We start from the raw sequence: 23,192 nt of genomic DNA on the forward strand, positions 1-23,192 counted from the left end.
TTTATTTAATGCATGATTACTTTGACTATAAAAAGTTAGAAGACTAAATGTCGCCTAGATTCTTGCTGGTTTCAACAGATTCTTGCTACTGGTTGAGAAAGATTTTAGGAGTGACACCAACAACCCGCTTAAAGTGGTGGCTCAGATGACTAGAATTGGAAAACCCAACCTGAAAAGCGACTTCAGTAACGCTTAAGTCACGATCTAACAGCAATTGCTTGGCACACTCCACCCGACATTGAATCACGTACTGGTGAACTGAAGTTCCCATCGACTGCTTAAATAAGCGTGAGAAGTGGTATTGGCTCATGCTGACTTCGGCGGCGATCGCGCTCAGGCTCAAGTTCTGGTTAAGATGATCGTGAATGTAGGCGATCGCTTGGCGCAGTTTGTAGTTTGGCAGTCCACCTTTATAACTGCGAATCGAGCATTTCCTGACAGAATAATGTTGCAGAAGGTGTGCTGCTAGCAGGGTTGCGGCTGAATCAGCATATAAACGGCTGTAAACTCCACCTGTTTCTAACACTGATTTCAGTGCTGCTCCAATTTGACAAATCAATGTATCCGGTTGCGCAAAAACTGGCACCAGCTCTATTGTCTCTGGAGAGATAGACTCGTAGGCAATGCGGCTAACAAAGCCAGGATCAAGGCAGAGGATTGTGGATTGTATGTCAAAATTCCAGGACAAACTGTGAGAGGCATTTGCTGGGATAATTGTAATCTCACCTTTGGCAATCTGCCCCAGCTGATAGTGTCCATCAATCGTCCACTTAATTGCTTGATTTTGCTGAGAGTGTAGGATGCAAATTTCGTGTTCAGCATCCTGATGCTCTGAAACTTCACCAGGAGGTTGACAGTAATATGCCACCCGAATATTTTGCCAACCAACAGATGCACTGGAAAGCGTGGGTTCACTGGAAAAGCGAAAAGCGTCTTCCGAAGCGGATTTAAAGACTAACGATTTTTCATATACCATTGTGCTTAGAACACGACTGTCCTGCGAGACAAGGAATATAACAAATTTACCAACTTTTGACAGTTGAGAATCTTTGATAAGAGTTGCAAAAATTTTATAATTTTAAAAAGAAAGAGTTGCAGTAAAAATATTCATACTTGCTTCTTGATTATCACCCAGATCAGTACCTTTAAAGTGCAGATATTAGGTAGCAATAATGGCGATACGCGTAGCGTCAAGCCTCCGGCTTATCGCCACAGGCTATTTCCAAATCAACAATAGATACGAAGATTGAAGAAGAACTGGCGGCAAGTTGTGCTATCAAGTGAAGAAAATCAAGCAAACAGGCCCCGAAGAACGAATGACTAGTTCAACTAACCAACAAATTTTACTTAAAACCCGCCCAGTTGAAGAACCAAAAGAGAGTGATTTCGCCCTAGTCGAAACCCCAATACCAGAACCAGGGGAAGGCGAAGTTCTCAACCGTACGATCTACCTGTCCCTCGACCCCTATATGCGCGGTCGAATGAGCGATCGCGAATCTTATGCTGCCCCGGTAGAATTGGGTTCGGTGATGGTCGGTGGCACAGTTAGCCAAGTGCTGAAATCTAACCATCCCCAATTTTCAGCCGGAGATTTTGTACTTGGTTATGATGGCTGGCAAGCCTATGGCGTATCGAAAGGCGAAACTTTGCGTAAGCTTGACCCAAATCAAGCTCCCATATCCTATGCTTTGAGCGTAACTGGTATGCCCGGAATGACTGCGTATTTTGCTCTGCTTAATGTTGGGCAACCCAAGGCTGGGGAAACGGTTGTTGTTTCTGCTGCTTCTGGTGCAGTCGGTTCTATAGTCGGTCAAATAGCCAAAATAAAAGGCTGTCGGGCAGTGGGAGTGGCTGGGAGTGATGCGAAATGCGATTATGCGGTGAAAGAATTGGGTTTTGATGCTTGTATTAATCGCAAAACTCAAGAACTGAGTTTTGCACTTAAAGATGCTTGTCCTAATGGTATTGATGTTTACTTTGACAATACGGCTGGTCCAATTTTAGAAGCTGTGTTGCAGCAGATTAATCTTGGGGCAAGAATACCATTAGTTGGTTTAATTTCACAATATAACGCAGAAAACCCTCCCCCTGGCCCTAATTTGATGCCCTTGTTGATTAAACGTGCTTTAATCAAAGGTTTTCTTGTTGTTGATTACCAAAACCGTCAAGCAGAGTTCTTAAACGATGTTTCTCAATGGTTGCGCGAAGGTAAGCTCAAGTATAAAGAAGACATTGTAGAGGGTCTGGAAAACGCCTCTGACGCCTTCATCGGTTTACTACAGGGGAAAAACTTTGGCAAACTTATTGTCAAGGTCAGTGATGATCCGACACAATAAGCATACCTAATCAACGAGCTACAAGCAATTTTAGCTTCTTCGCCGTAAGCCCGACACTATAGCGGCTCCTGATGAATTGGGAAGCCTACACTGTACCCTTCGACTTCGCTCAGGGTACAGTGTAGGTAGTTCACAAGCCTTTAAGTAAGCCGAATTAATAGACGCTTACTCCGTCCTAGGGCTAACTTCAACCTGTAGACAGATATTTTACTATGATATTTTTTCTACCATTCGAGCTACAGTTACAACTTTAAAGATGTAGATATGAGGCTGAGGTTAAAACGCCGATTGTTCGGTCAGCTTGCGATCGCAACCACATTGGGAACTATGGTGGAGAGTCTTAAAGGGAAGACCCTGGCTCAATCAAAGCCTCAGTCTCGTCCTCCATCAGCGATATCCCCCGATCCCAGTAGTGTTGTTGATGTTAAACTGCGTGTAAATGGAACAGAACACGCGCTAAAAATCGAACCTCGTGTGACACTACTTGATGTGCTGCGTGAGCGTCTGAATCTGACAGGCTCGAAAAAGGGCTGTGATCACGGTCAGTGCGGTGCTTGTACAGTTCTGGTGGACGGGCAACGCATTAATTCCTGCCTGACATTTGCCATCATGCACACTGACGCTTCAATCACAACCATTGAAGGACTGGCAAAAGGAGACAATCTGCACCCGATGCAAGCCGCGTTTATTGCCCGCGATGCTTTTCAGTGCGGCTACTGCACACCGGGACAGATTTGTTCGGCGGTAGGTTTGGTGAACGAAAAACACGCTAAATCTGATGCTGACATTCGGGAATTGATGAGCGGTAATATCTGCCGTTGCGGTGCTTATCCAAATATCGTAAATGCTGTCCGCGATGTCTTAGGGGGAAAAAAAGATGCAGCCGTTTAGCTATAAGAAAGCAGGACAAGCGGACAATGCCGTTACGTTGGTCGGTTCAGATGCCCAAGCCTCGTACCTTGCCGGTGGTACCAGCCTGATCGATTTGATGAAGCTGAATGTACAGACACCAACAGAGTTGGTTGACATTAACCCACTCCCCCTAAGCAAGATAGAAATGCACAACAACGGTGTACGGATTGGAGCAATGGCACGCAATAGCCAGGTTGCTTATGATGCAATGATTCGCGAGCGTTACCCTGTGCTGTCAGAAGCGTTGCTGTCTGGGGCATCGCCGCAACTGCGGAACATGGCAAGTGTGGGCGGGAATTTGCTACAACGTACTCGGTGCTACTACTTCCGCGACACTTCAATGCCTTGCAATAAGCGCGTTCCGGGTTCAGGGTGTCCGGCAATTGAGGGCTATAACCGGGTTCACGCGATTCTCGGCGGAAGCGATCGCTGCATTGCCACTCATCCATCGGACATGGCTGTGGCAATGGTGGCACTCGATGCGGTTGTGCAAACACGCGGACCTAAGGGAGAGCGCAGTATTCCCTTGGTCGATTTTCATCTCGTACCAGGCAATACACCCGAACGGGAAACAGTTCTGCAACACGGAGAGTTAATTGTTGCTGTTGACTTGCCTGCTTCACCGTTTGCTAGGCGATCGCACTATTTGAAAGTACGCGATCGCGCCTCTTATGCCTTTGCAATGACATCGGTTGCGGCTGCATTAGATATTCAAAATGGGATCATTCGCGCCGCACGGATTGCCCTGGGTGGGGTAGGAACAAAGCCCTGGCGTGCCTATGAAGCTGAAAAAGCGCTCGTAAACAAGCAACCAAACCAGGCAGCGTTTCAGGCAGCGGCTGAGGCTGCTATCCGGGGGGCGAAACCGCAAAAATACAACGCATTTAAAATCGAACTGGCAAAACGCACAATTGTCAAGGCGCTGGCGACGGTGGGAGGGATGGCATGAATACAGCAGATACAAACAAAGTTGTCGGCAAACCGTTAAACAGAGTTGATGGACATCTGAAAGTGACTGGTGGCGCACGCTATGCGGCTGAATTTCCGGTGGCAAAAATTGCCTATGGCGTGACGATTCAAAGCACGATCGCTAAAGGTAAAATCACCCAAATTGATACAAAAGCAGCGGAGCGGTTACCGGGTGTGCTGGCAGTAATCACTCACCTCAATGCACCCAAGGCGTTTGGAGACAAAGGAGGCGGTCGCAAGCTGCAAGTGCTGCAAGATAACATTGTACTTTATGGTGGTCAGCACATCGGTATCGTGGTTGCGGATACCTTTGAACGGGCTATGCACGCTGCCTCGCTGGTGCAAGTTCGCTATGAGGAAGAGAAGCCGACGCTGAATATGAGGGAGAACCTCAATAAAGGATACGTTCCAAAGAGCAATAGAATGCCGCCCGATTCATCTGTTGGAAATGTCACTCAGGGATTAACAAGTGCTGCTGTCCGCATTGAGCAAACTTATACCACCCCGGTAGAAAATCACAATCCAATGGAGCCTCATGCGACAACAGCAGTTTGGCAAGGCGATCAATTGCTGCTGTATGACGCAACTCAGGGGATTTTTCAGGTTCAAGAAAAAGTTGCGGGGGTATTGGGGATTGAGCCAGCGAATGTCCGCGTTATGTCTTACTATATCGGCGGTGGCTTTGGCTGCAAAGGATCGGCTTGGTCGCACGTGCCTTTAGCGGCAATGGCGGCACGGCAGGTTAAGCGCCCGGTTAAACTGGTGTTGGGACGGATACAGATGTATGGACCTGTTGGCTTCCGACCGGAGACAATTCAACAGGTTTCTTTGGGCGCAACCCGTGACGGAAAATTAACCGCACTGCGACACACTGGTACTTCGCAGACTTCAACATTCGATGAATTTATTGAACCGGTTGGTAAAAGCGCACGCATGATGTACGCTTGCCCGAATATCGAAACCAGCCACCGTCTGGTTCAGCTTGATCAGGGTACACCAACTTTCATGCGTGCCCCTGGCGAAGCTTCAGGCTCGTTCGCCTTAGAATCGGCAATGGACGAACTGGCTTATGCGCTGAAGATCGATCCAATCGAGTTGCGTCTGCGTAACTATGCTGAAGTCGATCCCAGTAAAAATCTGCCTTGGTCGAGCAAGTCACTTAGAGAGTGTTACAAAGTAGCAGCAGAGCGATTTGGCTGGCAAAAGCGCAATCCCAAGCCCCGTTCGATGCGAGATGCCAATTATTTGATCGGTTGGGGGATGGCTACGGCTACATACCCCACCAACCGTTCTTCAGCATCGGCGATCGCTCAAATTATGGCAGATGGTACAGCCGTTATCCGGACTGGATCCCACGATATTGGCACGGGAACTTATACCGTAATGACTCAGGTTGCGGCTGAAGCGCTCGGTATACCAGTTGAGAAAATCCGCATCGAGCTGGGGGATACGAATTTGCCAGAAACCCCCGTTTCCGGTGGCTCACAAACCGCCGCTAGTGTAGGCTCGGCTGTGCATTTAGCAGGAAATCAAGCCCGTGCTAAGCTTATGCAATTGGCACTTGCCGATCAAAAATCGCCGCTTTATGGATTAAATGAGCAAGATATAATTGCTCAGGATGGACAGCTTTTAGTGAAGAATAAATCGTCCAAAGCTGAAACTTATGAAGCAATCCTAACACGGCATGGATTGAAAATGATTGAAGCACGTGCAGATGCCAAGCCTGGAGAGGAAAAAGAGAAGTATTCCATGCATTCGTTTGGCTCACAGTTTGCAGAAGTGCGGGTTAACCCTGATTCGGGTGAAGTGCGAGTAACGCGCTGGGTGGGAGCCTTTGGCGTTGGACGCTTGCTTAATGCTAAAACAGCCAACAGTCAGCTCATCGGTGGGATTGTCTACGGCATCGGCATGGCGCTGATGGAACACACAGTAACAGATCCTAACCGAGGACGCGTTGTCAACGCTGATTTAGCTGAGTATCACGTGCCAGTAAATGCAGACATTCCTGAAATTGATGTGTTGTTTGTCGATGAGCGCGATCCACACATCAACCCGCTTGGAGTCAAGGGAGTTGGTGAAATTGGCATTACCGGAGTTGCGGCGGCGATCGCCAACGCAGTTTACCACGCAACAGGCAAGCGCATCCGCGATTTGCCAATTACACTAGACAAGCTTTTGTAGATAGAAAATGCGATGGCGCAAAGCGCCCGCCCCAAGCGATCGCACGCTTCATACCAACCATTGCGTCCTGACTCAAATGAGATAATTAGGTGAGGTAATTGATCTCTAACTGCTCACGTATCATCACGATTTGACTCCCATTGCGTCGTCTTCCGTGCCAAGCTGAGAAATGCTCTTATTACTCCTGAGGGATTATGCTGCCGCCAAGCAAGATAAAGTCCGGTCTTAGCTGTCTGCTCTTGTAAAGGTCTGTAAATGACTCCGCTTCTGTGGAAATTTTGCAAGGAGGCGGGAACGAAAGCAATGCCCAGTCCTGCTGCCACCAAGCCGATGATAGTTTGCATCTGAACTGCCTCTTGAGCTACTTTCGGACGAAATCCAGCTTGTTGACAAATGTTAATAATCTGCTCGTAAAAGATGGGTCCCATTTTGGCAGGAAATAGGATAAATAATTCATCTGCCAATGTGGAGAGCGACACTTGAGTCTGGGCAGACAACGGATGGGTTTCTGGCAACGCCAAGACCAATGATTCTGGCAAAAGGCACTCCACACTCAAACCTTGCTCGATGATGGCAGGAAGTCTGTCCGCTTCCATCGTCTGGCCACACAGCCTAACACGGCGCTCGATCGGTGGATTATCCATTAAACCTTGCCGCTGTTGAGGTTTCTACTGCGGAGAATTTGGCTACTCGCTGGCAGGAGATTGCTGCGGATGTTGCGTTTTAAGGACTGAGCTTGTACTTCGAGATGGTCTTTCGGGAAACAATCGAGATTATTGGTGGCAGCATAGTTGAAAAAAGGATATGGGTAAGGGGCGTTAAGCGTAGCTCTGCCGCAGGCAATCGCTTCTTTCCCCGAAGCATCGGGAATGTTTGCGCTAGAATCAGCAATGGACGAATTAGCGATCGCCTTGAATATCGATCCACTCACTCTCCGCTTGATTAACCACACCGATATCAATCCCCAAACAGGTCCACCCTGGCAGAAATAGTGTTTTTATAGCGTATCCTTTAGATTGAATCATGGCTCCATCCTCAATTGCACCAATTCCACCTTACAAAGCATTGATTTTCGATTGCGATGGCACTCTAGCAGATACTTTGCCTGTTCACTTTCAAACATGGTCTGCATCGTTGCAAGCAGTTGGAGCCAATATTTCTAGAGATTGGTATTACAAATATTGTGGTACGTCCGCAGAGGAGATGCTTCAAATCCTTAAAGACCTGTTTGGCTACCAGTTTCATTCAGAATCAGTAATTGCACACAGACAACGTCAATACGAATCACTAATCAATACAGTCAAGGAAGTTCAGGCTGTTGCAGAAATTGTTCGTGATTACTACGGAAAAATTCCAATGGCTGTTGCTTCAGGTGGAGAGAGAGTTGTGCTTGAAGCAACGCTCAATAATATTAAGCTACGTGACTTTTTTGATATTGTTGTGAGTATTGATGATGTAGAAAAAGGGAAACCCGAACCGGACATTTTCCTGCTTGCGTCTGAAAGATTAGGGGTTGCTCCACAAGATTGTATTGTTTACGAAGATAGCGACGGGGGTTTAGAAGCTGCTCACCGTGCCGGAATGCGTTCTATTGATGTACGTGTTCTCTGGCAAGCCTAAATCTGAGAAAGTATGGGCAGTTCCAAGTTGAGCAGCATAACAGCATCAGCGCAGAAGACTGCCAAAAGCCGCTGGTGAAGTTGCAAAGGTTACTAGCAGACGCTACTGTATTAAAAGAAAAAGCAATCAAATGAACGAATTACAAGCAATTTTAACAGCCTTCGAGTCAAGTCAAAAAAGTGGTGATATTAGTTTCCTGGCGACTGTAGTTAAAACTCAAGGTTCAACCTACCGCCGACCTGGTGCCAAAATGTTAATGACAGGTACAGGTGAGATAGTGGGAACAATTAGCGCTGGTTGTTTGGAAAACGATGTATTCGAGCATACCCGCCAACGCATGGCAGACGGTAAACCGATTGTTGTTACTTACGATAACACCGCCTCTGAAGATATTCTCTGGGGCTTTGGTTTGGGATGCAACGGTGTAGTGCAAGTTCTCATCGAACGCCTAGAAAACGAAAGCACACCGAATGCGATCGCTTTTATCCAAGAGTGCCTAAATAACAAACATCTCGGTATTATAGCGACAGTTTTTGCTTTAGAAGGTGCAGTTGATCTAAAACTAGGCTCACGCTTACTGCTGTATCCAAACGGTAAAATGATCACTGACATTGAAGATGCAAATTTTCAAAAATGTTTGATTGCAGATGCCCAAGCAGCCCTTGTTAATCAAAAGTCCAGCGTGAACAACTATCTGTTACCTTTTGGCAGTGCAGAAGTTTTCATTGAAGTCATCCAACCACCAACACCCCTAGTGATATTTGGTGCAGGTCATGACGCTGTACCCTTAGCACAATTTGCTCAAGCATTGGGTTGGCAAGTTACTATAGTTGATTGTCGCGCTAACGAGGCAACTAGAGCGCGATTTCCAATGGCTTGTGAGGTGATTCTTAGCCGCAGAGAAATTCTAGAAAAACAGGTATTTATAGATACTGACACCGTAGCTGTGGTCATGACGCATAATTACCTTGATGATTTGGAAATTTTGAAAACATTGCTACCATCTTCTGCACGCTACATTGGCGTTTTAGGGCCAAAGCACCGTACAGAAAAATTGCTGCAAGATTTACACGCACAAGGAATAGTTTGTACCACTGAACAATTAGAAAGATTGCACAGTCCTGTAGGAATTGATGTCGGTGCAGAAACACCAGCAGAAATTGCGATCGCTATCATTGCAGAAATTCAAGCAGTACTCAAAAATCATAATGGTGGTTTTTTAAGAAATCGCAATCAACCAATTCACCAATACGACGAAAGTAACTTTAATAAACTTATTGTAAAAGTCGGGTAAAGGTCAAAGGTTAAAGGGTTTGTATTTTTTTCCTTCGCCTTTCTCCCTTAACCCCTTGCTAACTCCTAGAATCTCATCTGCTACTTGCTGACATGATTTTCATTTATGGACTCTACGACTGAGCAAATAGAAACTGAAAAATCAACTATAGCCATTATGATTCTTGCTGCGGGTGCATCTACTCGCATGGGTACACCGAAACAGCTATTGCTCTACCAAAAACGGAGTTTGGTGCAATACATTACAGAAATTGCGATCGCTTCGGTTTGTAAACCTGTGGTACTAGTACTTGGAGCATACTCAGAACAGATTCGCCCTCAAATCAATCACTTTCCTGTGAGCATCGTTGAGAACTTAGATTGGGCTTGTGGAATGAGCACTTCCATCAATAGCGGAATTCAATTTTTGCATAATCTTTCACAAAAATTTGAAGCAGTAGTTATTTTAGTTTGCGATCAACCATTTCTTTCACCCCAAATTATTAATCAACTTGTTGATGCATATTATTCAACAAAAAAACCTATTATTGCTTGCGAATATGCAGGAACATTAGGCGTACCTGCTGTGTTTAGTAAAAGATTTTTTTCCGAGCTTGCTGAATTACAAGGAACTTCAGGAGCCAAAAAAGTTATTAACAATAACCTGACACAAGTATTTTCTCTTCCTTTTGCACAGGGAGAGATTGATATTGACACACCAAAAGATTATGAACAATTGCTATCGCTCAATAGCAATTCGATTTGATTTAAGTTAATTTACGAGGCGGCACAAACAGGCAAAACGATTTGATATTTTAGTATTTGCAGGGGTGCGTGAACTTGTTAAGGGATATTAACTAGCTTTTTAGCGCCAATTGCTAGGAGCGGAGAATCTATTTGTGAATAAACTTGTTGAGTTCCTGCACTAATAGATGCACTGTTGTTGATGGATTGTCTTTCTCTGGATTGTGAGGTTCGTATTGTTTCAGAAGTTTTTCAGCATTTTGAATAGCAATATATTGCTTCTCAAATAGCTCATCATAAATCGTATCGCTATTTTTCTTATATGGTTGTCTCAGTAAAGAAGTTAACTTCTTCTTATAATCATTTCGAGGAATACCAGTATGGAGAAATTCAAAATGTAGGACATACCATAGTTCAAACGCTTCATTAGAATAAGCTACTTTAAATCCTTGAACTTCAGCGTTATTAATGGCGTTCTTAAAATCTTCTACAGTCCAAGAATCACGATCAAAAACACACCAGACCTGATCGTAATCATCTTGCTTCTTCAGTTCCTTTGCGCTTTCAACTAATTTGCTTGGATTCTCTCCCCTACCCTGCACGTGTATCTCAGCAACCTTCTTGGGAACACGAAAACTCCTAAAGTAATTAGGTTCGGTTTTCTCTCCTTCACATACGATCAAGTATCTCTGCCTGATTTCCCTAGTATTAACTTTTCGTTCGTGATATCCACGAGAGTTTACATTTCTTCTAGACATCAGAGTCAATTAGATCATTCAAATTTCCGATATATGGAATTGCGCCATATCTACCTTTAATATAATCACTCTTAAATGACACATCATCAGGTACATTGTATTCTGCTAAAGAGTACAAGTCTGTTGCACCATATCTATTTTTTTCAGTAAACCAAATCTGATCCCTACGAAAAAGCTGATTGCTAAGTAAATTGGTATCGTGAGTCATGAAGATTAATTGAGCATTACTTGGATTTGTTTCATTGGAATTAAATAATTCAACAATGGCACGGCTGATAAAAGGATGAATTCTAGCATCAAATTCATCAATGATTATAACTTTACCATTTTTTAGTGTGTCAACAAGAGGTCCTGCTAAAGCAAAGACTTTTTGAGTTCCTTCAGACTCTTGAGCCTCTAAATCAAACAGTTCTGTAGATATAATATTTTCTTTACTATCAAATTTTGGGTGCAGGGTTTGAATTGATGTTGCTTTTATTTCCCCATTTTTTAGAATGAAGTTTTTTATTTCATTAGGCAGTTCACTAGGCAAAGAATCAACAGTAACCTCAACTTGTTCTACCTTGATATCGCCAAATCCCAAATCTAATTTTTTGAGCAACTGAAGAATTTCATCTTTCTTTTCGTTATTTATTAAACAACTAACTGTGTATCCTTTACCTATATCATCTAAACCAGAGACAACATTGATACTGTTTGTCAGCCAATCTAAGATTTTTTCTGCAATTTTGACATTAAATTGAGCAGATACAGACAAGAAGAGAGCATTATGTCTTGTTCTCTCCTGAATACCATCAGCTTTATATGTTTTAGAAACACTAATATCGTCTAATTTGCGCTCAAAAAGTCTAGTTTTTCTTGATTTAGAAACATAAAATAACCATTCAGAGACAACTTTGTCACGAGTTGCCTCGAATCCGTATCTATATTTCTTGTCATTCATTAAAAATACTATTTCAAAAAAAGATGGTTTGGCTTCGGTTTCAGTGCTAAGTTGAAATCGCTCAACACCTATTTTTTCCGTGCTTTGAGTCTCTTTAGAAGAATTAACCATGAACCATTTCATGAAACTTAAAGCTTTAGCCAGGTTACTTTTACCACTAGCATTTGCGCCATATATTGCCCCGCTTTTAAGTAGTTTTAAATCATTATCTACTTCAAAAACATTGTTTTCATCAAGCTTTTTGTCTTGTGCGACAAGGTTAGCTGCTACCATACTAAAGGTGACTTGCTCTTTAAACGATCTGTAGTTGCCGACACTAAATTCGATGAGCATAGCATGAAGTTTAGGCTTAAGAGGGAAATCTGTGAATAAATCGTAATTTCCTGCCTTAAGAGTAGCAACTATTGGTTGAAGATGCTAAAGTATAAGATTGTTTTTAAATGTACACATGTACTATTCAACTCAAGTGTGATGGTGCAAAGCGCGCCTCTGGGGGCGATGGCATCTCTCATAAACTGCAACCCCGAAATAGCGATCGCAATGTCGCAGGTGTGAGTTACGCACATCCCCTCAAAATCAAATCTTGTGTCACTTTACTCGATGCATTTTCACAAAAAGCCAGAGGATTCACTGCTACGCTGGTCTTGATTGCTGCTGAGTCTATCGATTGGAAGATGATTTTATCCTCAAAGTTTCGATGATGTGAAGGGAGGGTACAAACACGTTGAGTTTGATACGCTTCGTCTGTGCCATAAGTATCGTTAGAAACTTTTTTCAACTAAGACACCATCATGAAACGCATTGCATATTTAGGACTCGGCATCATGGGCAGTGGCATGGCAACGAACTTGCTGAAAGCGGGTTATGATGTCACGGTTTGGAATCGCAACCCAGAATCCTGTAAACCTCTGGTTGAACAAGGTGCAACACAAGCTCAAACACCTGCAAAAGCCGTTGAAAATGCTGAGGCGATTATGTACTGCCTTGCGAATGACAACGCAGTTGAAGAAGTTGTCTTTGGGCAAGATGGCATTTTATCGAATGTGCGATCTTCACAAATTGCGATCGACATGAGTACAGTTCATCCTGACACCTCCCGCCGACAAGCCGCAGCCTATGCCGAAAAGCAAGTTGAATTTCTTGATGCTCCGGTTTTCGGCAGTAAAAACGAATCCGCAGCCGGGGGATTGTGGATTGTTGTTGGTGGCAAGCGTGACGTATTTGAGCAAGTCAAACCAATTTTAGAGCCGTTAAGCCAAACGATACATTACCTCGGCGACACTGGCAAAGGGGCATCGATGAAACTCATCGGTAACTCGATTGTGGCAACTCAAATCCAAGCGTTAGGAGAAGCAATGGTTCTGGCGACTAAAGCCGGACTGAATCCAAAAGACGTTCTCGATGTGTTGCATGTGGTGGATTTTCGCTCTCCGATTTTTGACGGTATCGGCAAGATGCTGGTGGAGCGCGATTTTACGCCAAGTTTTGCATTAAAACACATGCTCAAAGATGCGAATTTGATTGCTCGATTTGCCCAAGATTTGAATTCTCCCACGCCAGCTGCCGCAATTGTCAGAGAAACTATCAAAGCAGCGGTTAATCAAGGATGGGGAGAAGAAAATGCGTCTGCCCTGATTAAAGCGCTGGAATTAGAAGCAGCAGTGACTGTTGAATGATAATTACAAATCATTGTGACGAAACCATGTAGCGGGCAGGGGGACTCACCGGTCCCCTTTGGGGATAGGGGTAAAAGGGGGCTCTTAGCAGGGGGGAATAATTAGAAACAAATTATTTGTATGAAGTGCTTCGTGAAACGGTATTGAAATCAATCGCCACTTTTCATGTTTTGACTATTAACAAAAATAAGAAATTCGGATATTCTAACCAAGATATGCATTAATTTTTACCAAGAAACGTTTACCTGATGAAAATATGACCCAAGCATACGACATCTTCCAAGCAGGCGGTCTTGTTATGTGGCCTTTGTTGGGCTTATTTATAGTCACTTCAGTATGCATCTTGGAACGCAGTTGGTTCTGGTTGAGGCTAGCGACTCAAGAAAAACAGGTCGTGCGTGAGGTTTTAACAACAGCAAAGGTAGATTTGAAAAAAGCCGAAAAAATTGCAGAAAGTTCTCAGACTATAGCCATTGGCAGGTTTTTAGTGGAACCTCTTAGACTCAAAAAACCCTCTCCTGAGACCTTTCATTTGGCAATCAAAGCCGCTTGTGATAAAGAATTTGTAGAAATGCGTAAGGGTGATTTACTCCTGAAAAGCGTGGCGGCGATCGCCCCCTTGCTAGGTATCTTAGGAACTGCTGAGGGTTTAGTCACCACTTTCACTAACCTTAAAACTAGCTCTTTTAATCTTACTGATTTCTCTAAAGTGACACCTGGTCTTGCTCAAGCACTAATTACGTCTACAACTGCAATAGCTATTACAGTTTTTGCCTTTATCTTTATCCGAATCTTTCTTTATTTGCGAGTCCGGCAAATGGATTTTTTTTCTCAAGTTGGCAATGACCTAGAACTCATTTATCTGCAATGCTGGCATGAACCTTCTACTCAAACAGACACTCAGGCTAATAATGAACAGTGAACAGTTAGTCGTGTGGTTGCAGCGTGTGTCTTTACACGCTAGAAGAGTGTTCAAGCGTTTTAGACCACCAGCCGCAGACAATCCTAAACCCTTGCGATTGCTTCACTTCGCTCCGCTGTATTCCCTGCGCACATGATTACGTTTATTTATTTCCGCCCACTTATTCGTAGTGATGTAATATCGTGTCCGGTTAAAGACTTATCATTAAGGCTCTTCGGGAGCAGGGGGTAGGGAGCACCGGAGAAAGAGTTTTCAGGTTTTGGCACTGATCCACAGACAGGACTTACGCAAAATTATCAAAAAATAAACCGCAAAGGACGCAAAGAGCACGAAGTTAAGAGGGTTTAAAAGAGTTTTTGCGTAAGTCCTAACAGAATATATAACTAATTAGGCGGACATGGTATAGTAGCAAATTGCGTTCTGTTGTAGTAATTTATTGCAACTTGGTATAACTCTAAACTTTTTCAGATACGCCAGCAAACTCTAACCCAAAACCCAGAACTAAACCTTGAATCAGTGAACTTGAATTTCCAAACTGACTACTAAGTTCTGGGTTCTGAGTTATTCACGCGTGTGAGTTCATCAGTTAAATTTCAGCCGAAGCTCGCTCAATCAATCGACGTGCTAATGTTTGTGTACCTGTATGTTCGTAGTAATTCGTCGATACATCCAGGAACGCAGCGAGGTAGTCTAGCTTATCATCAGCAAAATCGACAACATTTTGCAAGTTGCTAGCGACCTTTTGTGGGGTTAAATTCTTGGAAGCAACTAGATCACTCATCCAACCACTGACTGAGTTGAAGCTTTCGCCAATAAAGTTCAGTTTGCTGCTGGAATTATTACCTGGAATTTCGTTTTTAATATTCTGAAAGGTCGAGTTTTCATCTAACTCTTGAGGACTAGTCTGATTAATTCTAGATAGTGCGCTATTGATGAAATCTGGACCTAAGGGTATCAAACCATCAAAGCAAACTAATGCAGCCATCCGGATGAACGACTCACCGCTGTATTCACCCAAAGAGCCGACAAAATCCCCAATACTGTCTCCGGGAATACCGTTAATTTGGCAGAAGGCTACTAACTCAGCAACTAATTTCAAGCACAAATCTATGGTTTGTGCTTTATCAGCTTTGGGAGTGACTCGGTTTAAAAAACCCAAAAGGGGAATTTTCTCACCCACTTTGTTTGCCAAAGCCGCTGCACCAAGTGCTTTATCTGTTTTGTCAACGCTTTGATAAAGCCACATAGCTCGTTGGTATCCTTGAGAGCGATCGTTGTAGAGATAAACCGCTCGATCACCAATTTGTTGAATCAGCTCTTCGTCGTCTTCACCAGTGACAGTTTTGATCGTGTTGACAAAGCCAACTACATTTTGCCACTCACCAGGAGCGACAAAATCGAGCGATCGCAATGCCGAAATCGTTAAGTTATTGGTTGGTAATTCATCAACCAACTCAAAAATTGATTTACTCACAAATAGACTCCTAAATTATTTTCTGGTTACTCAGGATTTCAGTTGTCAAATTGCTAATTGCTTTGTAGCTATTTGCTTTTAGCAAGTTGCGCCAAACCACCTAAGTTAAATTTCTGTATCCAAGCTTCGCGTTCAGCCTCTGTAAACGACGCGTCGCGAGATTGCACTTTCACTTGATAGCGATTGCCAACTAAAATAGCAGTGCCAGTACTCCCCTGACTAACAGCTGGATATCCGGCTATTTTCTTTGGGCTGTTCACGAATTTTGCCGCTGGGTTTGTAGCACCTTTGACTCCTTGTGTATCATTAACAGAAAGTACAGCCACGTCTTTGCCGCCTTTTTTCAACTTCGCTTCAGCAAAGCCTTTCTTCTCTTGGGTGTAGACGCGCTGGTAGCCAGCTCCAGGACTTGGAAAAAATTTGTTAAATTCGCTACCTTGGGTTGAATCTTTCGCGATCGCCTGATTGCTTTTTTGTCGGGTGCTTTCCTGCTGTGCCTGGTCAAAACGTCCAGGAGTCTTTGGCGCGCAGGCTGTTGTAAACAGTAACAAACATAACAATAAAGCTGCGAAAATTCTTCGGGCACGGGGCAAAAACATCTTGGACTCCTCCTTTTAATTGACTTTCCAGAAAATATATCAACGCTTGTTTTGGCTAATACCTGGAAAATTTACTTTTTAATTGAGCGAATACCGATGACTAAGGACTACGGTAAGCAATAACAGCATAAAACGGATCTCCTCCTGGGACACCCATCCACTGTAAGAAATTAGGAAGGGATGACTGACGAGCAATTACTTCTGCAGGTGTAAGTCCTGGAACTGCAGAGAAATAGCTTTTTACCAATTCCACTCTACTGGCTTCTGTACCCTCTCGCCATGCTTGAATCGCTTTTTGAAAAAACATCCGATTGGAAAAGCTGAAAATTGCCACACCACCAGGTTTCAGGATGCGGTGAATTTCTGAAAAGACTGCTTCTGGATACTGTAAATACTGTACTGAAACGCAGTTGAGAACGGCATCAAAACTTTGGTCTTCCAGAGGTAGTTGAGGATTTTCGTTGAGATTTTGGACAAAGTAATGATTTAACTGAGGGTTCCGTGCAAGTTCCTCTGCGTTGAGTCCGTGTCCTTCAACATGGGCAAAAGGTATATCTTCTGGCAGATGCGATACCCAACTGCTCATCATGTCTAAGATACGGGTGTTGGGTTTGAGGCGAACGCGATATAAATCCGTTAGCTGTTGGATAAACTTATCGTCCACATGAGTGACGAAGCGCGGATGTTCATAGAATAACTTGTCGTCTGTACTGTCTTGCTTAGTGCGTTCCTCTGGTTTAAGCGGCATAAATATTTTTCAAGTTTATCCAAAATTTTGTCAATTTTGATTGCATTTGGTGGAAACAATTGATATACCACCATACGTATTCTAAAAATAGACACAAAAATATTCATGACCCAAAAGAAGAATTTGGCTATGCACAATTCAATGTTATATAAACTGCAATTTCTTCGTCCAACCAAGATCACCATCGACATTTTACGTGCTTTTCCCCACATCTCATTGTTAATTTGGGTACTCCCCTTATTACTGTTTGGTTGTGGGCAGAGTAGCTTGATGGCACATGATGAAGGGCTTTACGCTTGGCGATCGCGCCTGATGATAGAGACTGGTGATTGGATACATCCTTGGACAACTCCCCACCATAAAACTCCTGGTTTCTATTGGTTAATTGCCAGTTGTTACACATTGTTTGGCATTAGTGAAGCGAGTGTGCGCTTGCCAAGTATGATTGCTGGTGTGCTGAGTATACTACTTCTGTATGAAATAGGCAAAATCCTGATTGGGAAAAAACTTGCTTGGCTTGCGGCTGCAATTTTGAGTGTAGAATTTCTCTGGCTGCAATACAGTCGTTTAGGCACACCAGATGTGCCTGTGATTTTCCTAGTTCTTTTAGCGATTTGGTCTTTATTAAAAGCTGAATTACACCCAAAATATCGCTTGGCTTGGTGCTTTGTAGCTGGTTTTAGTTTTGGCTTGGGCTTTTTAGTCAGAAGTTTTATGATTTTTGTCCCAATCATAGCTTTGTTACCTTATCTCATATGGGAGCATCGCCGTCATCGTCATCTTGCAAACCCGATGTTGTATTTCGGGTTTGTGGTAGGGTTAATTCCCACGTTTACCTGGCTATGGCTGAGTTGGTTGCGATACGGTAATGGTAGTTTTGGACAATTAATTAACTTTGTTCTCAAATTAGGATCTAATGAACGCATACACAATGGGTTAGGGTTTTATTTCTGGGATATAGCCGTAAAAGGGTTCCCTTGGGTTTTGTTCTGTCTTTTAGGCTTATTTTTGACCATTCGTCGTCCTATTCCTCGCTATCAACTAGTATTGGTTGGTTATCCCCTCACTTTATTTGCTGAACTAAGTCTTTTTTCCACTCGTTTATCCCACTACAGTCTTTTGCTGTATCCATTCATCGCTTTGCTTGCTGCTGTAGGGTTAAATTGGCTGAGTGCAGGGATGAGGAGGGAGGGAGGCAAAGAAGCAGGGAGGAAAGGAAGAAGAGAAGGAGAGAGGGAGAGAGGAAAGGATATTTTCCCACACTTGTACACCCTTCGGGTTCGCAGTCGCCTACGGAGGGAAAACGCCAGGTCCTACAACGGGGGGAACCCCCGCAACGGAGTGGCTCCCCTCCTGCAGCGCTGTCTCACTGCCACACTGCCACACTGCAACACTCCCTCATCCCCAGTTCCCTCCTCTTCGCTTCTTCGCAATCTGAGTTATGGCTTTGGTATGTTCGGTGTTTTGCTGTTAGTTGTGGGAATGGTTGCTTTTGTTTGGGGTGATGCACAAGTCCATAAGTACGCGATCGTGGCATTGGTATCAGGAGCCAGTTGGTTAATATTACCTTTAGTGTGGATTGGTCGTTACCAATTGGGTAAAAAGTTTCTGACTTCTGGTTACTGGTTAGCGAGTTGGTTAGTTCCTATCTGGATATCTTTGGCTGCTGCTAGTTGTAGTGGATTGATCGGCAACTACAATCCTGATGTCAAAGCTTTGATTCAACAGCCTGCGATCGCTCAAGTTTTAGACTCATCTGCTATTAATTTTGTAGACATACGAGGCAAATCTGACGTATTACTCAAATTTTATACTCCTCATCACGGCAAGCGAGTACAGCAAGTTTCGCAACTTCCAGCCTTAAGCTATGCTTGGGTTTCTGACAAACAGATGGCTAATTTATCTCAGCGTTATCGAGTTCTCGGTACTGTGCAAGATGTCAGTTTAATAGAAGTTACCAATCAATTTTGAATTTTAGTTGCGTTTTGTAAACTTTATTTAAGTAAAAGCTAAGTAAGATAAAAAATAAAGTGCTGGGTAATATGGTGCTGCATACTAGTTCAGGAATACAAAATCTTACGCTAGACCAACCACATCTGCCACTTGAACGCTTTCGAGTCGCAGAAGTGGAAGCTAGCTGATGGTAGTTTTTCCTCAAGGCGCGATACGCACAAGCTAAAGCAAGCTGGCTTATCGTCCATATACTGCCAAGCATGTTGTTTCAACAACAGGCTTCCTTAAATTGGAGATTTGGGGCAAAGTCGCCGAACGACTTTGGGAACAAGTAAACATTAATGTTCAGCATTGTATAAGTTGTGTGGAGCAGCAGGATATAAATGGAAATACTACGTATAGTAGTGACGGGAGGTATGGGTGCGGGGAAGACGACCTTGATTCGCACAATCAGTGAAATAGAGGTGGTAGACACTGAAAAAAAAGCGACAGATGAAGTTGGACTACTCAAGAAAACGACCACAGTCGCTTTGGATTTTGGGCGGCTGACTATAGGATCGAATCAATCACTACACCTGTATGGCACACCAGGACAAAGCAGATTTGATTATATGTGGGAGATATTGATTGCAAAAGCCCACGCTTACATTTTGCTAGTAGCAGCTCACCGTCCGCAGCATTTCCGTTATGGTCGCAAGCAACTCAACTTTATGAATCAACGGGTACAAATTCCCTATCTGATTGGGTTGACTCATACTGATTGCCCAGATGCATGGGAAGCCCAAGATGTGGCGATCGCCTTGGGACTGGATGATGAGAAAACTCGACCACCAATAATTACAGTCAATGCTACCGAGTCCACTTCGGTCAAACAAGCTTTGATTGCACTCGTCGAAGAATTTGCCAATTACTACCACAATACCACTGGATAGCTGGCGCTTTGCGCAAAAGTCACTTTTGCGCATTGTTGGGTAAAGCGGTGCATGTTAAAGGTTAAAGGGTTTTATTTTCCCTTTCCCCTGCCCCTTATCCCCAGAGGGGACCCCACCTTCCCCCTTAAACTTTTCCCCGACAACTGTCACGAAGTCTATTGTATGGGTTGTACCTTACAGCGGTTTTCATCTATTTGAACCACTATTTTTTATAGGGGTACAAGGCATTGCGTCCCGGAGAGTGTGGTCTATTTACCCGAAAACTGCTGTAAGGTGGCATTCTCAACCGAGCATCAAAAAAATTCCGTAATTATCCTGAATATATCTCATTTTTAATGTTATTTTAAACAAAGATATCAGGCAGCAAATAACCAACTGACCAATACCTCCTGAAGGTATGCAGATAGGCATAAAATCTTTGGAGCTAAATGGAGTTTGAGTGTTAGACGTTCTTTGAAAGCAGCGATCTAAACACAAACCCGTAAGCAAGATGCCAAACGAGTGTTTGTTGAGCGCTAGACATGCAGAGGAGTTTCCATCGTAGAGACTAGCTCTGCGGTTGGGTTAATAAATAGCCCGCAAAGCACAGGTATTTTATGGCATGTCGATAAACGAAAGCATCTATCTACAAATTTTGTACAAATGTTTCTTTCTCTATGAGCGATAACCGTATGATGACAACTTCCAATACTCTCAGACCACAGCTAGGAGATTTCGTCAATGTGATGGACTATAAAGCTTTGCTGGATGGCATAGAAGATAACTTAGGTTCCAAAGCTGCAGCAGTCATCATTGGTGCTGCGGGTCGTACTTACGGTAAGAAAATTGCCACAACACTTGGGGCATCGATGGAATCAAAAGATCTTCCAACTATACTGAACCGCCTAAACACAAGTTTAGGTGTCGAAGGAACACGACTCTGTCTTATCAAAGAAGTATCTCAACAAGAAAACTTTATTAGGGTAAAGGTGAGCGAGCCAGTTGAAATGTCTGGTGAGAATTCAGGTTCCATCCGTTTATGCCCATTTACCCTAGGTATACTCGGTGGCTTTATCGATCAGATTATGCAAAAACGCCACCAAGCTCGACAAATTCCTGTTGCCGATCAAATAAATTTTCAAACAGAGTTCGAGTTCACGCCTCTTTGAAATCAACCTCAGTCAACGCTTGCGGGTTACAGAGATTGAATTGAGACTTTGAGGCGGTAGCTTCGATGTTTTTGAACTCACCGCATACATTTAGAGGATTATCATATACAGCAAATGCAGTCATCCTCTTACCCAAATTCTGTTGACAGACATAGAATTTGCCTGCAAGTTTATTACAGCGGTTTTCTTTAGGGTGGACAAAATCCTGTAATGCAGGGTAGTCAAATAGAAAACTGAATTAGCAACCAAACATTATCCACAGATTAGCAAATCAAACTAAAAGAGGAGTGTAGCATGGCAATTAACATAGCAAAACTTAGCAGCATTCTGCAAAATTTTGTCACTGCAACAAGTGATGTCCAAGGTGCAGTGCTTGTTTCTCCAGATGGTCTAACTTTGTCGTCAAGCTTACCAGGCGGGATGGACGAAGAACGGGTATCAGCAATGGCTGCGGCTATGATATCTCTTGGTGAGCGCATTGGGAGTGAGTTAAGCAGAGGCAATATAGAGCGGATTTATGTTGAAGGTGACAAGGGTTTTGGAATTCTCAATGGCTGCGGCGAGGACGCTGTACTACTAGTTTTAGCAAGTGATAGTGCCAAACAGGGATTGCTTTTGCTAGAAATCAAGCGTGTTCTTACAGAATTGAGGAAGACTATGATGTACTAATTCTGCCTTGAAAGTTCACCAAGCGGCTAGAAACTGCCAACTAAAATTTTGCTACTTCGGCGGACATCTGCCGAAAATAGCAGAGGTTTGGATGTATAATCAAGTCGGTCATAACGCCTAGCTGCCTATGAAAGTCACATGTGCTTTGTGACCTATAAAACTTTAACCAAAGCCGCAGGAAATTCCCATCCGTCAACGGGGATGGAGATGAAAGGCGGGGTAAAAAGCTAGCTAGGTCTGACTTCATCAACAAGACCTAGCTTATTTATTTCATGCGCTGAAAAAATTTTTAACAAAGGTACTAGATCTAATATTTACATCTGCGCCTGGTAGTCTATCAGACTACTAAGTAAAACTAATATGATATTTACTGGTAATTTAGCAGAATTTTCCTTGCCAAGAATCTTTCAATTGCTAGACCAAGCAAATAACACAGGATTACTGACAATTCGTACCTTAGAGGCTGATTTGACTAGTTTTAAGCCTGTTTATTACATCTGGTTGTATCAAGGTCGGATTGTCGCTGCTGCTGATCGTCTAGATGAAAAAGGCTTGCTTTCAATGATCGCTCAACGGGGTTGGGTAAGCGAGGACGTTGCTTTAAGAATGGCTCAGATCTGTCGGGCTAACACGCCGATAGGTTTATGCCTCAAGTTCCAAGGACTACTGCAAGCGGAACAACTGAAACTACTATTTCGTCTTCAAGTTCTAGAGCAAGTGTCTGCCTTGTTTGAACTCAAGGATGGTCAGTTTGAATTTGACGCCGGAGCTGATTTACCCGACTCAGAGATGACAGGCATGAGTATACAAGCAACTGAGGCAATACTTATCGGTTTGCGATACGCGAAGCGTCAAGCCTCCGGCTTATCGCTGCAAGATTGGAGTGTATTAGCCCAACAATTGCCTGAGTTAGGTTTAATCCTGTCAAATAAGAATATGACTCAGCCGACATTACAGTTAGACTCTCTGGAATTGCAAGTTTGGCAGTTGGCGAATGGCACTATTTCCTTGGGGGAAATAGCCAATCAACTTGGGCTTGCTGTAGAAAAAGTGCAGCAGATTGCCTTTCGACTCCTAATAAGTGATCTAGTAGAAGAAGTTTTCCTAACTAGTGCTTCAAAGAACGAAGTCACACAAACGACTTCTGTAGCAGAAAATTTACTAGAGTCAACTGTGGACTCTTCCAGTCAAATTGACAACACGCAGCCGTTAAATGACATAGTAGCACAAACGACTCCTGTAGCAAAAAATTTACCAGAGTCAGTAGTAGACTCTTCCAGCCAAATTGACAACACGCAGCCGTTAAATGACATAGTAGCACAAACGACTCCTGTAG

At 43.5% G+C, this 23,192-nt stretch carries 24 protein-coding genes; 16 read left to right on the top strand and 8 right to left on the bottom strand.

Annotated elements, in window-relative coordinates; translation table 11 throughout:
* Positions 1–85: 85 nt before the first annotated feature.
* On the bottom strand, positions 86–976 hold the full coding sequence (locus AC5JM2_RS22375) for a helix-turn-helix domain-containing protein (protein ID WP_495837024.1): 891 nt from the start codon (positions 974–976) through the stop codon (positions 86–88).
* 340 nt (positions 977–1,316) lie between these two features.
* Between AC5JM2_RS22375 and curA the strand changes: the two genes are divergently transcribed.
* The 4 genes from curA (at position 1,317) to AC5JM2_RS22395 (ending at position 6,398) form a co-directional block, all read left to right on the top strand.
* The gene (gene curA, locus AC5JM2_RS22380) at positions 1,317–2,336 is read left to right on the top strand and encodes an NADPH-dependent curcumin/dihydrocurcumin reductase (RefSeq protein ID WP_495837025.1); all 1,020 of its coding nucleotides are present in this window, start codon (positions 1,317–1,319) and stop codon (positions 2,334–2,336) included.
* Between the two features lie 264 nt (positions 2,337–2,600).
* The gene (locus tag AC5JM2_RS22385) at positions 2,601–3,227 is read left to right on the top strand and encodes a (2Fe-2S)-binding protein (protein ID WP_495837026.1); all 627 of its coding nucleotides are present in this window, start codon (positions 2,601–2,603) and stop codon (positions 3,225–3,227) included.
* On the top strand, positions 3,214–4,197 hold the full coding sequence (locus AC5JM2_RS22390) for an FAD binding domain-containing protein (RefSeq protein WP_495837027.1): 984 nt from the start codon (positions 3,214–3,216) through the stop codon (positions 4,195–4,197). The genes AC5JM2_RS22385 and AC5JM2_RS22390 overlap by 14 nt, the downstream gene beginning before the upstream one ends.
* Entirely contained in the window at positions 4,194–6,398 is a 2,205-nt protein-coding gene (locus AC5JM2_RS22395; RefSeq protein WP_495837028.1) for a xanthine dehydrogenase family protein molybdopterin-binding subunit, read from the top strand. The genes AC5JM2_RS22390 and AC5JM2_RS22395 overlap by 4 nt, the downstream gene beginning before the upstream one ends.
* 113 nt (positions 6,399–6,511) lie before the next feature.
* Here the strand turns inward: AC5JM2_RS22395 and AC5JM2_RS22400 are convergent, their stop codons facing one another.
* Together AC5JM2_RS22400 and AC5JM2_RS22405 are read right to left on the bottom strand one after the other, a co-directional pair.
* Positions 6,512–7,042, bottom strand: coding sequence for a LysR family substrate-binding domain-containing protein (locus tag AC5JM2_RS22400; protein WP_495837029.1), 531 nt, complete (start codon positions 7,040–7,042; stop codon positions 6,512–6,514).
* Positions 7,042–7,329: a hypothetical protein gene (locus AC5JM2_RS22405; RefSeq protein ID WP_495837093.1), complete on the bottom strand. Its 288-nt coding sequence runs from the start codon at positions 7,327–7,329 to the stop codon at positions 7,042–7,044. The genes AC5JM2_RS22400 and AC5JM2_RS22405 overlap by 1 nt, the downstream gene beginning before the upstream one ends.
* On the opposite strand from AC5JM2_RS22405, the gene AC5JM2_RS22410 reads away from it, so the two are divergent.
* The 4 genes from AC5JM2_RS22410 (at position 7,289) to AC5JM2_RS22425 (ending at position 10,056) form a co-directional block, all read left to right on the top strand.
* Entirely contained in the window at positions 7,289–7,390 is a 102-nt protein-coding gene (locus AC5JM2_RS22410; protein WP_495837086.1) for a hypothetical protein, read from the top strand. The two genes, AC5JM2_RS22405 and AC5JM2_RS22410, sit on opposite strands and share 41 nt — an antisense overlap.
* 31 nt (positions 7,391–7,421) lie before the next feature.
* The gene (locus AC5JM2_RS22415; RefSeq protein ID WP_495837030.1) at positions 7,422–8,018 is read left to right on the top strand and encodes an HAD family hydrolase; all 597 of its coding nucleotides are present in this window, start codon (positions 7,422–7,424) and stop codon (positions 8,016–8,018) included.
* Positions 8,019–8,148: 130 nt separating this feature from the next.
* Entirely contained in the window at positions 8,149–9,312 is a 1,164-nt protein-coding gene (locus AC5JM2_RS22420) for an XdhC family protein (protein ID WP_495837031.1), read from the top strand.
* 105 nt (positions 9,313–9,417) lie between these two features.
* The gene (locus AC5JM2_RS22425) at positions 9,418–10,056 is read left to right on the top strand and encodes a nucleotidyltransferase family protein (protein ID WP_495837032.1); all 639 of its coding nucleotides are present in this window, start codon (positions 9,418–9,420) and stop codon (positions 10,054–10,056) included.
* Positions 10,057–10,183: 127 nt separating this feature from the next.
* On the opposite strand, the gene AC5JM2_RS22430 is transcribed toward AC5JM2_RS22425, so the two are convergent.
* Together AC5JM2_RS22430 and AC5JM2_RS22435 are read right to left on the bottom strand one after the other, a co-directional pair.
* The gene (locus AC5JM2_RS22430) at positions 10,184–10,792 is read right to left on the bottom strand and encodes an RloB family protein (protein WP_495837033.1); all 609 of its coding nucleotides are present in this window, start codon (positions 10,790–10,792) and stop codon (positions 10,184–10,186) included.
* On the bottom strand, positions 10,785–12,068 hold the full coding sequence (locus AC5JM2_RS22435; RefSeq protein ID WP_495837034.1) for an AAA family ATPase: 1,284 nt from the start codon (positions 12,066–12,068) through the stop codon (positions 10,785–10,787). The genes AC5JM2_RS22430 and AC5JM2_RS22435 overlap by 8 nt, the downstream gene beginning before the upstream one ends.
* Positions 12,069–12,175: 107 nt before the next feature.
* Between AC5JM2_RS22435 and AC5JM2_RS22440 the strand changes: the two genes are divergently transcribed.
* From AC5JM2_RS22440 to AC5JM2_RS22450, 3 genes are all read left to right on the top strand, one after another.
* A complete protein-coding gene (locus AC5JM2_RS22440) occupies positions 12,176–12,436 on the top strand; it encodes a hypothetical protein (RefSeq protein ID WP_495837035.1) in 261 nt (86 codons plus the stop codon).
* 90 nt (positions 12,437–12,526) lie between these two features.
* Positions 12,527–13,411 (top strand): NAD(P)-dependent oxidoreductase, encoded by an 885-nt coding sequence (locus AC5JM2_RS22445; protein ID WP_495837036.1) that lies wholly within the window; start codon positions 12,527–12,529, stop codon positions 13,409–13,411.
* Between the two features lie 256 nt (positions 13,412–13,667).
* The gene (locus tag AC5JM2_RS22450; protein ID WP_495837037.1) at positions 13,668–14,333 is read left to right on the top strand and encodes a MotA/TolQ/ExbB proton channel family protein; all 666 of its coding nucleotides are present in this window, start codon (positions 13,668–13,670) and stop codon (positions 14,331–14,333) included.
* A 586-nt stretch (positions 14,334–14,919) separates the two neighbouring features.
* Here AC5JM2_RS22450 and AC5JM2_RS22455 read toward each other — a convergent pair.
* The 3 genes from AC5JM2_RS22455 to AC5JM2_RS22465 form a co-directional block, all read right to left on the bottom strand.
* Positions 14,920–15,807, bottom strand: a complete 888-nt coding sequence (locus tag AC5JM2_RS22455; protein WP_495837038.1) for a hypothetical protein — start codon at positions 15,805–15,807, stop codon at positions 14,920–14,922.
* A gap of 68 nt (positions 15,808–15,875) precedes the next feature.
* On the bottom strand, positions 15,876–16,406 hold the full coding sequence (locus tag AC5JM2_RS22460; RefSeq protein ID WP_495837039.1) for a hypothetical protein: 531 nt from the start codon (positions 16,404–16,406) through the stop codon (positions 15,876–15,878).
* Positions 16,407–16,506: 100 nt separating this feature from the next.
* Positions 16,507–17,154 (bottom strand): class I SAM-dependent methyltransferase, encoded by a 648-nt coding sequence (locus AC5JM2_RS22465; RefSeq protein ID WP_495837040.1) that lies wholly within the window; start codon positions 17,152–17,154, stop codon positions 16,507–16,509.
* A 141-nt stretch (positions 17,155–17,295) separates the two neighbouring features.
* Between AC5JM2_RS22465 and AC5JM2_RS22470 the strand changes: the two genes are divergently transcribed.
* The 5 genes from AC5JM2_RS22470 to AC5JM2_RS22490 form a co-directional block, all read left to right on the top strand.
* Positions 17,296–19,125, top strand: coding sequence for an ArnT family glycosyltransferase (locus AC5JM2_RS22470; RefSeq protein WP_495837087.1), 1,830 nt, complete (start codon positions 17,296–17,298; stop codon positions 19,123–19,125).
* A gap of 365 nt (positions 19,126–19,490) precedes the next feature.
* Entirely contained in the window at positions 19,491–20,039 is a 549-nt protein-coding gene (locus AC5JM2_RS22475) for a GTP-binding protein (RefSeq protein WP_495837041.1), read from the top strand.
* A 656-nt stretch (positions 20,040–20,695) separates the two neighbouring features.
* Positions 20,696–21,187, top strand: a complete 492-nt coding sequence (locus AC5JM2_RS22480) for a hypothetical protein (protein WP_495837042.1) — start codon at positions 20,696–20,698, stop codon at positions 21,185–21,187.
* A 294-nt stretch (positions 21,188–21,481) separates the two neighbouring features.
* Entirely contained in the window at positions 21,482–21,856 is a 375-nt protein-coding gene (locus AC5JM2_RS22485) for a roadblock/LC7 domain-containing protein (RefSeq protein WP_495837043.1), read from the top strand.
* A 360-nt stretch (positions 21,857–22,216) separates the two neighbouring features.
* On the top strand, positions 22,217–23,192 hold a 976-nt coding region (locus tag AC5JM2_RS22490), incomplete at its 3' end, for a DUF4388 domain-containing protein (protein ID WP_495837044.1).

This window comes from Brasilonema angustatum (assembly GCF_059505445.1).